The organism is Acinetobacter sp. YH16051, from assembly GCF_013417135.1.
In the GTDB taxonomy this organism is placed as follows: Bacteria; Pseudomonadota; Gammaproteobacteria; order Pseudomonadales; family Moraxellaceae; genus Acinetobacter; species Acinetobacter towneri.
Genome location: NZ_VPEN01000001.1, coordinates 125,966 through 139,989, shown reverse-complemented (window position 1 = coordinate 139,989; position 14,024 = coordinate 125,966). Strand labels below are relative to the sequence as shown.

General features: G+C 43.2%; 21 protein-coding genes. 6 read left to right on the top strand and 15 right to left on the bottom strand.

Features of this window, described 5'->3' with window-relative positions; genetic code table 11:
• Positions 1 to 5: 5 nt before the first annotated feature.
• From rplE to FTV41_RS00640, 15 genes are all read right to left on the bottom strand, one after another.
• Complete coding sequence (gene rplE, locus FTV41_RS00710) at positions 6 to 542, bottom strand: 50S ribosomal protein L5 (protein WP_004974719.1); 537 nt, start codon at positions 540 to 542, stop codon at positions 6 to 8.
• Between the two features lie 16 nt (positions 543 to 558).
• Positions 559 to 876: a 50S ribosomal protein L24 gene (rplX, locus tag FTV41_RS00705; RefSeq protein ID WP_004974717.1), complete on the bottom strand. Its 318-nt coding sequence runs from the start codon at positions 874 to 876 to the stop codon at positions 559 to 561.
• Between the two features lie 9 nt (positions 877 to 885).
• A complete protein-coding gene (gene rplN / locus FTV41_RS00700) occupies positions 886 to 1,254 on the bottom strand; it encodes a 50S ribosomal protein L14 (RefSeq protein ID WP_001982634.1) in 369 nt (122 codons plus the stop codon).
• 91 nt (positions 1,255 to 1,345) lie between these two features.
• A complete protein-coding gene (gene rpsQ, locus FTV41_RS00695) occupies positions 1,346 to 1,603 on the bottom strand; it encodes a 30S ribosomal protein S17 (RefSeq protein ID WP_004974714.1) in 258 nt (85 codons plus the stop codon).
• A complete protein-coding gene (gene rpmC, locus FTV41_RS00690) occupies positions 1,600 to 1,797 on the bottom strand; it encodes a 50S ribosomal protein L29 (protein ID WP_004650482.1) in 198 nt (65 codons plus the stop codon). Before rpmC ends, rpsQ begins: the two co-directional genes overlap by 4 nt.
• Positions 1,797 to 2,210, bottom strand: coding sequence for a 50S ribosomal protein L16 (rplP, locus tag FTV41_RS00685; RefSeq protein ID WP_004691317.1), 414 nt, complete (start codon positions 2,208 to 2,210; stop codon positions 1,797 to 1,799). The genes rpmC and rplP overlap by 1 nt, the downstream gene beginning before the upstream one ends.
• A 3-nt stretch (positions 2,211 to 2,213) precedes the next feature.
• Positions 2,214 to 2,966 carry a 30S ribosomal protein S3 gene (rpsC, locus tag FTV41_RS00680; RefSeq protein ID WP_004974711.1) on the bottom strand — a complete coding sequence of 251 codons (753 nt, stop codon included), beginning with the start codon at positions 2,964 to 2,966 and terminating at the stop codon, positions 2,214 to 2,216.
• Position 2,967: 1 nt separating this feature from the next.
• The gene (gene rplV, locus FTV41_RS00675) at positions 2,968 to 3,297 is read right to left on the bottom strand and encodes a 50S ribosomal protein L22 (RefSeq protein WP_001982638.1); all 330 of its coding nucleotides are present in this window, start codon (positions 3,295 to 3,297) and stop codon (positions 2,968 to 2,970) included.
• 11 nt (positions 3,298 to 3,308) lie between these two features.
• A complete protein-coding gene (gene rpsS / locus FTV41_RS00670; RefSeq protein ID WP_004673001.1) occupies positions 3,309 to 3,584 on the bottom strand; it encodes a 30S ribosomal protein S19 in 276 nt (91 codons plus the stop codon).
• Positions 3,585 to 3,603: 19 nt separating this feature from the next.
• The gene (rplB, locus tag FTV41_RS00665; RefSeq protein ID WP_004974706.1) at positions 3,604 to 4,428 is read right to left on the bottom strand and encodes a 50S ribosomal protein L2; all 825 of its coding nucleotides are present in this window, start codon (positions 4,426 to 4,428) and stop codon (positions 3,604 to 3,606) included.
• Between the two features lie 11 nt (positions 4,429 to 4,439).
• A complete protein-coding gene (gene rplW / locus FTV41_RS00660; protein WP_004974703.1) occupies positions 4,440 to 4,760 on the bottom strand; it encodes a 50S ribosomal protein L23 in 321 nt (106 codons plus the stop codon).
• Complete coding sequence (rplD, locus tag FTV41_RS00655) at positions 4,757 to 5,359, bottom strand: 50S ribosomal protein L4 (protein ID WP_168418780.1); 603 nt, start codon at positions 5,357 to 5,359, stop codon at positions 4,757 to 4,759. Before rplD ends, rplW begins: the two co-directional genes overlap by 4 nt.
• Before the next feature lie 11 nt (positions 5,360 to 5,370).
• A complete protein-coding gene (gene rplC, locus FTV41_RS00650) occupies positions 5,371 to 6,009 on the bottom strand; it encodes a 50S ribosomal protein L3 (protein ID WP_179991490.1) in 639 nt (212 codons plus the stop codon).
• Between the two features lie 59 nt (positions 6,010 to 6,068).
• The gene (gene rpsJ / locus FTV41_RS00645) at positions 6,069 to 6,380 is read right to left on the bottom strand and encodes a 30S ribosomal protein S10 (protein WP_000070912.1); all 312 of its coding nucleotides are present in this window, start codon (positions 6,378 to 6,380) and stop codon (positions 6,069 to 6,071) included.
• Positions 6,381 to 6,658: 278 nt separating this feature from the next.
• On the bottom strand, positions 6,659 to 7,396 hold the full coding sequence (locus tag FTV41_RS00640) for a type 1 glutamine amidotransferase (protein WP_179991489.1): 738 nt from the start codon (positions 7,394 to 7,396) through the stop codon (positions 6,659 to 6,661).
• A gap of 160 nt (positions 7,397 to 7,556) precedes the next feature.
• On the opposite strand from FTV41_RS00640, the gene FTV41_RS00635 reads away from it, so the two are divergent.
• From FTV41_RS00635 to FTV41_RS00610, 6 genes are all read left to right on the top strand, one after another.
• Entirely contained in the window at positions 7,557 to 8,747 is a 1,191-nt protein-coding gene (locus tag FTV41_RS00635) for a PLP-dependent transferase (RefSeq protein WP_179995928.1), read from the top strand.
• A gap of 51 nt (positions 8,748 to 8,798) precedes the next feature.
• Positions 8,799 to 10,382 (top strand): helicase HerA-like domain-containing protein, encoded by a 1,584-nt coding sequence (locus FTV41_RS00630; RefSeq protein ID WP_154320301.1) that lies wholly within the window; start codon positions 8,799 to 8,801, stop codon positions 10,380 to 10,382.
• Positions 10,383 to 10,621: 239 nt separating this feature from the next.
• Positions 10,622 to 11,833 (top strand): NO-inducible flavohemoprotein, encoded by a 1,212-nt coding sequence (gene hmpA, locus FTV41_RS00625; RefSeq protein ID WP_004974691.1) that lies wholly within the window; start codon positions 10,622 to 10,624, stop codon positions 11,831 to 11,833.
• Positions 11,834 to 11,925: 92 nt separating this feature from the next.
• On the top strand, positions 11,926 to 12,369 hold the full coding sequence (locus FTV41_RS00620) for an Rrf2 family transcriptional regulator (protein WP_004974689.1): 444 nt from the start codon (positions 11,926 to 11,928) through the stop codon (positions 12,367 to 12,369).
• A 130-nt stretch (positions 12,370 to 12,499) separates the two neighbouring features.
• A complete protein-coding gene (gene yihA / locus FTV41_RS00615; protein WP_131260590.1) occupies positions 12,500 to 13,342 on the top strand; it encodes a ribosome biogenesis GTP-binding protein YihA/YsxC in 843 nt (280 codons plus the stop codon).
• Between the two features lie 216 nt (positions 13,343 to 13,558).
• A complete protein-coding gene (locus FTV41_RS00610) occupies positions 13,559 to 13,972 on the top strand; it encodes a VOC family protein (RefSeq protein WP_179995927.1) in 414 nt (137 codons plus the stop codon).
• Positions 13,973 to 14,024 lie beyond the last annotated feature (52 nt).

The following is a 14,024-nucleotide window of genomic DNA, read 5'->3' as shown; positions in this document are numbered from 1 at the left end:
ACCTCTTATTTGAACGGGAAGCCGAATGCACGCATAAGCGCACGGCCTTCGTCATCGGTGCGAGCAGTCGTAGTAATGGTGATGTCCATACCACGAATTTGATCAATCTTATCGAAATCGATTTCAGGGAACATGATTTGTTCCTTGAGACCCATAGAGTAGTTACCACGACCATCAAATGATTTCGAAGAGAAACCACGGAAGTCACGGATACGAGGGATCGCGATAGAGATCAAACGGTCTAAGAATTCGTACATACGTTCGCCGCGTAAAGTAACTTTACAACCAATCGGCCAACCATCACGGATTTTAAAACCAGCGATTGATTTACGAGCTAATGTTAAAACTGGTTTTTGACCAGCAATAGCTTGCATATCAGAAAGAGCGCCATCTAACAATTTCTTGTCAGCAGCTGCAGCACCAACACCCATGTTGATGGTAATTTTAGTGATGCGAGGGATCTCCATCACATTCTTAACGCCCAATTGTTCTTGTAATTGAGCCTTAAGTTCGTCGTTGTAACGTGTTTTAAGTCTGGCCATTGCCTATTTCAACCTATTACTTCGCCACCGCCACTGATTCACCATTCGATTTATAAACGCGAGTTTTCACGCCATCAATCGTTTGGTAACCAACACGGTCAGCCTTTTGGGTTGTAGCATTAAAAATTGCCACGTTTGAGATATGAAGCGAAGCTTCCTGCGTTACGATACCGCCTTCAGCGCCCGTAGCACGGTTTGGCTTCTGGTGCTTCTTAACCAAGTTAAGACCTTCGACCTTAACACGGTCATTAGAAACTGACAGAACAGTACCCTGTTTGCCTTTTTCTTTACCTGCGATCACAATTACTTGATCGCCTTTTTTAATCTTAGCCATGATTGCCTCTTATAGAACTTCAGGAGCCAATGAAATGATTTTCATGAACTGTTCAGTACGAAGTTCACGAGTCACTGGTCCGAAAATACGAGTTGCAATCGGTGCTTTGTTGTTATTCAAAATAACAGCAGCGTTATCATCAAAACGGATCACAGAACCGTCTGGACGACGAATACCGAACTTTGTACGTACAACAACAGCATTCATCACGTCACCTTTTTTAACACGTGCGCGTGGAATAGCTTCTTTTACAGTAACTTTAATAATGTCGCCAACAGAAGCATAACGACGATGTGAACCACCTAGTACTTTAATACATTGTACGCGGCGAGCACCACTGTTGTCAGCTACGTCAAGCATCGTTTCGGTTTGAATCATTGCCCTACTCCAAAACCGAGCATCACCGGTCACAATTTCGAAAGGCTCAAAGAGTACTCGAAATTGACCGATGATGCAACAAGAACGTTAATTACTCAGCAGCAGCTTCAACAACTTCAACTAAAGTCCATGACTTAGTTTTAGACATTGGGCGGCTTTCTTTGATGGTTACAACATCACCAATCTTGGCGGTATTGTTCTCATCATGAGCGTGTAATTTGGTTGAACGGCGAATCAATTTGCCATACAACGGGTGTTGAACTTGGCGTTCAATAAGAACAACAATAGATTTTTCCATTTTGTCGCTTACAACTTTGCCAGTTAACGTGCGGACTGTATTTTGACTCATTGCCCGTTCCCCTGTTTTTCGGTAAGGAGGGTCTTGATGCGTGCAATAGTTTTACGAGTAAGCGCAACTTCATGCGATTTACCCAATTGACCAGTTGCTTTCGCCATACGAAGACGGAATTGGTTAAGCTGTTGCTCATCAAGCAAAGCTGTCAACTCTTCTACCGACTTTTCACGTAGATCTTTAGTTTTCATTACATTACCGTCCGAGTCACGATAGTGGTTTTAAACGGAAGTTTAGCAGCAGCAAGCGTAAATGCTTCACGTGCCAATTCTTCGTTCACACCATCAATTTCGTACAAGACTTTACCTGGTTTGATTTGACAAACCCAATATTCCACAGAACCTTTACCTTTACCCATACGCACTTCAAGAGGCTTAGAAGTAATTGGTTTGTCTGGGAATACACGGATAAAGATCTTACCACCACGCTTAATACGACGGCTGATTGTACGACGTGCCGCTTCAATTTGACGCGCAGTCATTTGACCACGTTCAACTGATTTAAGAGCGATAGTACCGAAAGATACTGAGCTACCACGGTGCGCTAAGCCAGTGTTACGGCCTTTTTGCACCTTACGGAATTTAGTACGTTTAGGTTGCAACATGGATTATTCTCCTTTTTCAGCAGAACGATCATTGCGACGACCACGACGCTCTTGACCTTCACCACGACCGCGACCGCGTTTAGCTGGACGTTCTTCAGCAGGTGCTGGGTTCATGACTTGTTTCATGCCACCCAAGATTTCACCACGGAATACCCAAACTTTAACGCCAATCGTACCGTAAGTAGTTTCAGCACGCATAGTTGCATAGTCGATGTCCGCACGAAGTGTATGCAAAGGTACACGACCTTCACGATACCATTCAGTACGTGCAATCTCTGCACCACCTAAACGACCAGAAACTTCAACTTTGATACCTTTAGCACCAGCACGCATAGAGTTCTGTACCGCACGCTTCATAGCACGACGGAACATTACACGCTTTTCTAATTGAGAAGCGATTGCTTCAGCAACTAAACGTGCATCTAAGTCTGGACGGTCAATTTCGTTGATGCTTACTTGCGCAGGAACACCCATAATAGATGTTAATTCGCGTTGTAATTTCTCAATGTCTTCGCCTTTTTTACCGATTACGATACCAGGACGCGCAGTGCTAATTGTTACTTTAGCAGCACCCGTTGGACGTTCGATAAGAATATTGCTTACCATTGCGTTCTTAAGTTTTTTAGTTAAAAACTCACGAACTTGAAGGTCTTTAAGCAAGTATTCAGCGTATTGTTTCGGATTCGCATACCAGTTAGCGTTATGACGTTTCACAACACCTAGGCGGATACCGATTGGATGAACCTTCTGACCCATATCAAACCCCTACCTTAACGGTGATGTGACAAGTACGCTTAGTAATACGATCTGCACGGCCTTTAGCACGTGGCATAATACGTTTAAGGCTCATGCCTTCGTCAACGTAAATCGTAGATACTTTAAGGTCGTCTACATCTAAACTGTTATTGTGTTCAGCATTTGCAATTGCAGATTCCAATGCTTTCTTAACTAAAACAGCAGCTTTTTTGTTGCTGAAGTTTAAAATGTTAAGTGCATGCGCAACAGATTTGCCGCGGATAAGATCTGCAACCAAACGTGCTTTTTGTGCCGAGATAGCGGCACCGCGTAATTTAGCAGTTACTTCCATCATAGCACCTATTAACGTTTAGACTTCTTGTCAACACCGTGACCACGATAGGTACGAGTTGGCGCGAATTCACCGAGTTTATGACCAACCATGTGTTCAGAAATAATCACTGGAACATGGTTACGACCATTATGAACAGAAATTGTTAAACCAACAAAATCCGGGAGGATCATCGAACGACGCGACCAAGTTTTGATCGGCTTACGGTTATTAGCCGCGATTGCCGCTTCAACCTTAGCGAACAAGTGCGCATCGACGAATGGGCCTTTTTTCAGAGAACGAGGCATTGTCAGATTCCTTTACTTGTTACTTAACGCGACGGTCGCGAATAATCATCTTAGTCGTACGCTTGTTGGTACGTGTCTTGTACCCTTTAGCTTTTTGACCCCATGGGCTTACAGGTTGAATACCTTTAGTACGCCCTTCACCACCACCGTGTGGGTGATCAACCGGGTTCATCGCCATACCACGAACGGTAGGACGAACACCACGCCAGCGCGAAGCACCTGCTTTACCAAGTGAACGTAGGTTGCTTTCTGAGTTAGATACTTCACCTAACACAGCGCGGCATTCAACGTGCACTTTACGCATTTCGCCTGAACGTAGACGAACGATTGCGTATGAACCGTCACGACCCAACAATTGAACTGAAGTACCAGCAGAACGAGCTAATTGCGCGCCTTTACCGATTTTAAGTTCGATGTTGTGAAGAGTAGCACCGATAGGCATGTTACGAAGTGGTAAGCAGTTACCTGGACGAATTGGAGCATCGTTACCAGATTGAACTTGATCACCAGCACGTAAACCTTTAGGCGCAATGATATAACGACGTTCACCGTCAGCATACTTCAACAATGCGATGTGTGCAGTACGGTTTGGATCGTATTCAATACGCTCAACTACAGCAGGAATGCCATCTTTGTTACGTTTGAAGTCTACGATACGGTAGTGTTGCTTATGACCACCACCAACGTGACGTGTAGTAATGTGACCGTTGTTGTTACGACCACCAGTACGTTTTTTAGCTTCTACCAACGGCGCATAAGGCGCACCTTTGTGAAGATGGTCGTGAACGACTTTCTCTACAAAGCGACGTCCTGGAGACGTTGGCTTACATTTTTGAATCGGCATAAATTTCGTCCTTATTCCGCTGCGCTTTCAGCGGTATCGCCCAAGTCAGCCATTTCAACATCTTGGCCAGCTTTCAGGGTGACGTATGCTTTTTTAACATCAGAACGGCGTCCTAATGTACGACCAAAGCGCTTAGTCTTACCTTTAGTGATAGTCGTGTTAACTTTAACAACTTCCACACCAAATAATTGCTCAACAGCTTTTTTGATTTCAAGCTTGTTTGCATTTAATGCAACTTTAAATACTTGAACACCAGCAGTTTCGCCTAAAACTTGTGCTTTTTCTGAAAATACAGGTCCTTGTAGGACTTGATATAAACGTTCGTTGTTCATCCGAGTTCTACCTCAATTTTCTTAGCAGCAGCAACAGACATTACAACTTTGTCGAACGCGATCAAGCTAACAGGATCGATTGCAGTAGCATCAACCACATCTACATGTGGAAGGTTACGCGCTGCAAGATATAGATTCTCATCTACAGCTTCAGTTACGATCAATGCGCGAGTTGCATTCAAGTCGTTAAGTTTTGCAAGCAACTCTTTAGTTTTAGGAGCTTCAACAGCAAACTCTTCAACCAATACAAGACGATCTTGGCGAACAAGTTCAGCTAAGATACATTGCATTGCACCGCGGTACATTTTGCGGTTAACTTTTTGAGACCAATCTTGTGGACGAGCAGCAAAAGTTTTACCACCACCAACCCAGATTGGGCTACGAATAGAACCAGCACGAGCGCGGCCAGTACCTTTTTGACGGAATGGTTTTTTACCACCGCCAGCAACGTCTGCACGTGATTTCTGTGCTTTAGAACCTTGACGACCACCAGCTAAATAAGCTGTAACAACTTGGTGTACAAGTGCTTCGTTAAAGTCACGTCCGAAAGCAACTTCAGATAACTCAACAGCAGAGCCGGAAACAGTTTTTAAATTCACGTTATTTCCCCTCAGGCCTTGATCGTAGGACGAACAGTTACGTCGCCACCAGTAGCACCAGGAACCGCGCCTTTAACAACTAGAACTGAACGTTCTGCGTCAATAGCAACGATTTCAAGACCCTGTGTAGTTACGCGTTCAGCACCTAAATGGCCAGCCATTTTTTTGCCTTTGAACACGCGACCAGGAGTCTGGTTTTGACCTGTAGAACCTAGAACACGGTGAGAAACAGAGTTACCGTGAGTAGCATCTTGAGTACGGAAGTTCCAACGCTTAACACCACCCTGGAAGCCCTTACCTTTAGACTGACCAGTAACGTCAACAATTTGACCCACTGTAAACAGATCTACACCGATAGTAGCGCCAACTTCACGACCTTCAAGCTCAGCTTCTGAAACACGGAATTCTTGAACTAAACGACCAGCAGCAACACCCGCTTTAGCGAAGTGACCTTTCTGAGCGTTAGTTACGCGAGATTCGCGACGTTCACCAGTAGTAACCTGAATTGCTTGATAACCATCTGTTTCAAGCGTTTTGATTTGAGTGATGCGGTTAGGATCAACCTCAATCACTGTAACAGGTACAGAAACACCAGCATCTGTAAAGATACGGGTCATACCGCACTTGCGACCGACTAAACCAATAGCCATGTGCATAAACCTCTAAAAAAGCGGCCTAATTAACTTAGAGTGTTAATTAACCGAAAGCCTTAACCCAATGCAATCTGAACATCAACACCAGCTGCTAGATCTAATTTCATCAACGCATCAACAGTTTTATCTGTAGGTTGAACGATGTCGATCAAACGCTTATAAGTACGAATTTCGTACTGGTCACGCGCATCTTTGTTTACGTGTGGTGATGTTAAAACGTTGAAGCGTTCGATGCGAGTTGGCATCGGGATTGGACCACACACTTGTGCGCCAGTACGCTTAGCGGTTTCTACGATTTCTTGAGCAGATTGATCAATCAGACGGTGATCAAAAGACTTCAAACGGATACGAATTCTCTGGTTAGACATACCAGTTAACTCCAAGCCAAATATATAAAGAATCACCCTTGACGCATCTCACCCCACTAATTTAAGGCAAGTGTCAAAGGCAGTGAATTATCACTAAGGTCATGATCGATGCCACGACTGTCACGATGTTAACTACTTTCTTCGCAGTTAACCCCCTTGTATAAAGGGTCGCCCATTATAACGATTGTTTAATGCATAAGCAAATCCCTTTTAGCCTTTATTGCTTTATTTTTCATGTTCTACTAATTATATAATGGATCAATTACAACCATTTGCTTTCAAGTGCTTGTTTGTGCGAGTAAATAATCAATTGCTTGGTTTAGCAATTGATTACCCGGCTGAAACTGACGACTTGTACTACGTTTCAATTCAGCCGCCGCCTGTACATAAGTTCCTGCAAAGATATTTTTCTCAGCATCATTATCTAAAAACAATTGTAGTACCTGTGGGGTGATTTCAGGATGGAACTGAAAACCGAGGACATGGTTGCCTATTTGATAGAGCTGATTGGTACAAACGGGGTTGGTAGCTAAGCGTATAGCACCTTTAGGTAATTCAAAGGTTTCACCATGCCATTGCATCACCTTAATTTGGTCAGGCAACTCAAAACAGGAAGCTGGTACATCGCTGACCTTATACACATCATGCCAACCACGTTCTTGTTCAGGATTACGACTGACTGCTGCGCCAAGTGCATTAGCAATTAATTGCCCACCCAGACACAAACCAATTGCAGGCTTACCCAAAGACAAATAGCGACGAATCCAGCGTTTTTCTATTTTTAACCATGGGAAATTTGCCTCATCGTTTACACTCATGGCGCCCCCCATCACAATCAACAAATCGACATCTTCTACCCGTGGCAGGGCTTCAATTTCGATATTTTGTTCAGGCGGCAAGGCAAAAAATTCTGTTGCACTGATTTGTGCCTGCATCTGCTTTAAATAGGAATAGCAACTTCCGAACCCTTCTCCAGCAATGTGCTGAAAATAATGCACTCTTAATGGCGCTTGCATTTTACTCATCCTTTCTCATGTCTACCCCTGAGCTTCTGCAAAAATAGCGCCAACTTCAATAGTCATGTTGTATTTTTAAACAGTTCCGCTTTTTTATAGCCTAAAGTCTGTGTTTCTCTTAAGCTAAAGCCAATACAGACTGATTTACCTGAGTGAACCTGTGAAAAAAAATGCTCAAACTGCTTTAATTCATGCACCAAGACGTGCCCCACAATATATTTCGAGTGTACAACCTCCCCTATTTCGTGCATCGACCATTATTTTTGAAAATACCAATGCCTTATTCAACCGCCATTGGACCGATGCTTATGACTATAGTTATGGTACACATGGCACACCCACCACCTTTACACTTGGTGATCAGATTGCACAAATAGAAGGCGGGCAATATTGCTTACTGGCGCCTAGCGGCCTGTCTGCAATCAACTTAGTTAATTCCTGTTTTTTAAGTTATGGCGATGAAGTTTGGGTGGCCGACAATATTTACGGCCCTAACATGGAGCATTTGCGTAATTTAGAGCAGCGTTACGGCATTACAGTTCAGGTGTATAACCCGATTGATGCCACAAGCTTTCAACCCTCTGAAAAAGCCAAACTCATTTGGCTGGAAGCAGCAGGCTCCGTCACACTGGAGTTTCCTGACCTCACCGCTTTAGTCAAAAAAGCCAAGGCACAGAATATCCTCACCGCTTTAGATAATACCTGGGGTGCGGGCTTAGCATTTAATGCTTTCGACTTTGGTGACGATCATTTAAGTGTCGATATAAGTGTCCATGCCCTAACCAAGTACCCAAGTGGTGGTGGCGATATATTAATGGGTTCTGTGGTGACCCGTGATCAACATTTACATCATCAATTATTTCGTATGCATGCCATCCAAGGCATTTGTGTATCGGGCGATGATGTTGCGCAAGTACAACGTAGCTTAGCCTCAATGCAATTGCGCTATGAACACCAAGCGCAAAGCTGTTTGCAGTTACTGAACTGGCTGAAACTACAACCACAATTTGCTCAGGTGTTGCATCCTGCTGATGCCACATCTGCGGGGCATGCGTATTGGAAAGAAATTTGCCGCGATGGACACAGCGCAGGTTTGGTCAGTGTGATTTTTAAGCCTGAATATGATTTAGCCGCTGTACGTCAATTCTGCGATGCTTTATCTTTATTTAAACTCGGCTTTAGCTGGGGCGGCCCTGTAAGTTTAGTGATGCTTTACGATCTCAAGACCATGCGTACCTTAGATCATTCTCACTTGGCTGAAGGATTATTGGTGCGTTTTTGTATTGGACTAGAACATCCTACAGATTTAATTCACGATATTCAAAATGCCTTACAACGCTTCAGCGACTAATGCAGCACAGATCATCATTTTAACAATAGCTATATAAATCAGGATAAAAATATGAGTACAGCAATCGTTATTGGTAAAAAAACTGCCGACGTTCAACAAGACGTGGTTTTACATTCACAGTTTGCCAACCGCCACGGTTTAATTGCAGGTGCAACAGGTACAGGTAAAACCGTCACCTTAAAAGTCTTGGCAGAAAGCTTTTCACGAATTGGTGTACCCGTATTTTTAGCCGATGCCAAAGGCGATGTTTCCAGTCTAGCCAAAGCAGGCAGCAGCAGCCCAAAGTTTGATGCACGTATTCAGAGCTTAGGTATCGAAAGCATTCCGTTTGCAGCATCTCCTGTGGTGTTTTGGGATTTATTTGCCGAACAAGGTCATCCGATTCGTACCACCATTTCTGAAATTGGCCCGTTATTATTGGCGCAAATGCTGAACCTGAATGACACCCAAGAGGGCGTGTTGTCTGCGGTATTCCGTATTGCCGATGATCAGGGTTTATTACTGATTGATTTTAAAGATTTAAAAGCCATGCTGACCTATGTCAGCGAACACGCCAGTGAATTTAAAGCTGAGTATGGCAATCTTTCCCCAGCCAGTTTGGGTGCGATTCAGCGTAATTTATTGGCTTTAGCCGATCAGGGCGGTGACAAATTCTTTGGTGAGCCGAGTTTGGATATTTTGGATTTTATTCAAACTGACAGTCAGGGACGCGGCAATATTAATGTCTTGGCTGCAGACAAACTCATGAACACGCCAAAGCTGTACGCTACCTTTTTATTATGGATGTTATCGGAACTGTTTGAACAATTGCCTGAAGTGGGCGATATGGACAAGCCAAAACTGGTGTTCTTTTTTGATGAAGCACACTTGTTATTTGACAATGCCAGCAGCGCGCTACAAGAAAAAATTGAACAAGTGGTACGCTTAATTCGCTCTAAAGGCGTGGGGATTTATTTTGTGACCCAAAACCCGCTGGACTTGCCTGAAAGCGTATTGGGACAATTGGGTAACCGTGTTCAGCATGCCTTACGTGCTTTTACACCCAAAGACCAAAAAGCAGTAAAAACTGCCGCAGATACATTCCGTGCCAACCCAGACTTTAAAGTTGAACAAGCCATTACCGAACTTGCGGTAGGTGAAGCCTTAATTAGTTGCTTAGATGAACAAGGCACACCGCAAATTGTAGAACGCGCTTGGGTAATGCCGCCCTACTCATCGTTTAGCCCAATTAGCACAGAAGAACGTCAAGCCTGTATCAGCCAGAGTGTTATTGCAGGTGTGTATGAGCAGCAATTAGATCGTGAAAGTGCTTATGAAATGCTGCAACAAAAAGTTGAACAACGTCAGCAACTAGCCGCAGCAGCAGAACAAGCTAAAATTGAAGCCAAAGAAGCTGAAGCTCGCGCCAAGCAAGAGGCAAAAGAAGCCGAAGCACTCGCCAAACAACAAGCGCGCGAGCAAGAACGTCTAGCCCGCGAACAGCAAAAAGAAGCAGAACGCGCTGCCAAACAGCGTGAAAAACTGACTCAAGATATTGTGGGTACCTTTGCCAAAAGCGCAGCACGCAGCTTAGGCGGTTCTACTGGGCAGAAAATTGTACGAGGTTTGTTAGGGTCATTATTTGGTAAGAAATAGCATGTTATAAACGATGAGGTTTGTATAGATTTCATTCATGGATGCACCATCCAAAACCTAAATGAACACTTACAAACCTCTCGCTGTCACATCTACAAACCCCATAAAAACTTTAAAAATAATGGGATATTTTTATAATCCATATTTTTTTTAAGGTTTCACAAAAAAATGTTTGCAATCCTTATTTATAAGATGTATTTTGAATACATCTTATAAATAACAGCCATGAGAGATCGAACATGACTCCACAGCAAATTGACCTTGTAAAAGCAACTGTTCCTGTACTCCGTGAAAATGGTGTCGCACTGACTGGTTATTTCTATAACCGCATGTTGGGGAATAATCCTGATCTAAAAGAAACCTTTAACATGGGTCACCAACGTAGTGGTGCGCAGGCTCAAGCGCTTGCAGGTGCTGTATTGGCTTATGCTGAAAACATTGAAGATCCTTCTGTGCTTGCGCCTGTGATTGAATTGATTGCCCACAAACACGTGAGCTTAAACATTCAAGCACCTGACTATAATATTGTGGGCGAAAACCTACTTCACTCTATTAGCGAAGTATTAAATATTTCAATGGAAGATCCTCTAATTGATGCATGGGCAGCTGCTTATGGTCAGTTAGCAGAAGTGTTTATTAATGCTGAACGTGCAATCTACGAACAACACGAACAAACTAAAGGCAGCTGGTTAGGCTGGCGTAATTTCAAAATTGCCAAGAAAGTTGTAGAAAGTGACGAAATCACTTCAATCTACTTCGAGCCAGTAGATGGTGGCGATTTACCAAAATACGAAGCAGGTCAATATATTTCAGTACGCGTATTTGTACCTGAACTTGGCTTGAAGCAACCACGTCAATACACGCTATCGACTAGCCCACAACAAGATTACTTACGTATTTCTGTAAAACGTGAGCCAGGCAATGGTGCAGATAAAGTTGCAGGTTGGGTATCGAACGTATTGCACCAATTACCAGAAGGTTCTGAAGTTGAAGTATCTGCACCAACAGGTAACTTCTTCCTCATCGACAGCAACAAACGCAATGTCTTCATTAGTGGCGGCGTTGGCTTAACACCAATGATTGCAATGTTGAATCAATTGGTGACTTTAGATGTGCCACAACCTGTGACATTTATTCACGCATGTCGTAGCAAACAAGTACATGCCATGAAACAGCATCTCCAAGACTTAACTGCAAAATGTCCACGTATTCATACGTTGACTGCGTATGAGTTCCCGAACGAAGGTGATGTACTGGGTCAAGATTACGATGTTGCAGGTCGTTTAGACCTCAGCACTGTAGATGCAGCGCTGTTACCAGCCGATGCAGATTACTACTTATGTGGTCCAATGCCATTCATGGCAGAACAGCGCAAAGCTTTACTTGCGCGTGGCATCAAAGATGAGCAAATCCATAGCGAAGCGTTTGGTACAGGTGGTGTTCGCCACTAATCTAAAGCGTTAAAAGCTAATAGGTAAGGCTAGTCTAGTTATGCTAGACTAGCCTTAATTTATTTGTATTTTAAAAAAACATCTGTGCGATCATGCAATTAAATAAATTCACCGACTATGCGCTGCGTATTTTAATGTATATCTCGCGTCCACGAGATGTACCCTATACCATTGCGGAAATTGCACAGGATTTGCATGTTTCCCAGAACCATCTGGTTAAAATCGTTCACTTTATGGGTAAGCAAGGATGGCTCATTACCACTCGTGGCAAAGGTGGCGGGATTCGTTTGCATCCTGAAGCACTGCCTTTGCGTTTAGGCCATGTGGTGAGGATCCTGCAAGGTGAAAATCAAATTGTAGAATGTAATACCCCGCCCTGCGTGCTGCGTGCGCAATGTGGACTAAAAGGCATTCTCAATCAGGCAATGGAACAGTTTTATCAAAGCTTAGATCAATACAGCTTGGGTGAAGTATTACAGCCTGTACCCAATTTACAGTTCAGTACACAATCTCCAATCCCACTGATTCATCTTTAAAGCAACTTAAACGGTCAAAGCAATATCATCCTAGATGTTGCTTTTTTCGGGCATTCAGAGCGCAAAGGTCGCTTGCCTGTATGACTTGCTTTATAATGCCTGTTTGTAGACCATGAATTGAAGTTAAGTTATGCACCATAGCAGAGGAAAATCGAAAAACAGTAAGGCAGCAGCACAGCCACGGCAGAAAATTAGCTACGAGAAAAAAGTAGACCCTGCCATTACTGAATACTCTGTTCGCGCCTTAAACTGGCTGCGTAAAGCCGAGTTTTTAATGAGTGCGCCTAAACTGAATTTATGTGTAGAAGATACTGGCTACGAAGTGGCTTTTGCAGGACGCTCCAACGCAGGTAAGTCCAGTGCAATTAATGCTTTAACCAATCAAAAACAATTGGCACGTGCTTCTAAAAAACCGGGTCGTACTCAAATGATCAACTTCTTTAGTTTGGGCAACCCTGAACAGCGTTTGGTCGATTTACCCGGTTATGGTTATGCAGCCGTACCTGAAGCCATGAAAATTGTGTGGCAAAAAGAACTCGAAAATTATTTGATTCATCGTAAAAGCTTACAAGGCTTGGTGTTACTAATGGATATTCGCCATCCCTTACAACACTTTGATGTGATGATGCTGGAATGGGCATATTCACGTAAATTGTTCGTGCATGTACTGTTAACAAAATCGGACAAACTCAACCGTGGCCCTGCCAATAAAGTATTGCTTGAAGTCAAACAGCAGTTGAAAAAGATGAAACTAGATTTCTCGATTCAATTGTTTTCATCACTCAACAAACAAGGTTTGGAAGAGCTTGCGAGTGTGATGGGCGGACGTTTGAACTTCACCTTAGAACAAGCACATCAATTTGATTTAGACAGCATTCCAGAAGCGACCGGCGATGATGTTGATGTTGATGTTGATCAGCCTGAATTTTTAGAAACTGACGATTTAACCGCATCTGATACCGAAACCAAATAGTCCGTTAAATTACTGACTATTGGTCTATAATATAAAGTCCTATTCGCTCAATCTCGAATAGGACTTTTTATTTGTATGTCCACTTTCAGTTTTACGCCGTAATCACAATCTCCCTCTCCACCAAAGTTGCACTTTACAACGCAGCCAGAAATGCCCTACTGTCAAGATCATAACAATTAAACGTTTAAACAATTACATAAGATAAGGAGATCAAACATGCAGGCACACATTTCAGTGATTACCTTAGCGGTAGAAGATTTACAACGTGCACTCGATTTTTACCGCGACGGCTTAGGACTTGTAACTGAAGGCATTATTGGACAGGAATTTGAACAAGGTGCGGTGGTCTTTTTTGAACTGCAAGCAGGCTTAAAACTGGCTTTATGGTCTAAACAAAGTTTACAACAAGATACAGGCTTAACAGGTACAGCCAGCAGTGCTGCACAAATCACTTTAGGACATAATGTACATAGCCCACTCGAGGTCGATCAGGTATTGAAACAAGCAAAAAATGTAGGTGCGAAAATTTTAAAACCTGCACAGAGCACCTTTTACGGCGGTTATGCAGGTTATTTTCAGGACTTAGATGGTCATATTTGGGAAGTGGCCTACAGCCCATGTTGGGATTAATCTGCTTTGGCTCATGTCTTTACATAGCACAATAAAACAGGATGATGCTGAA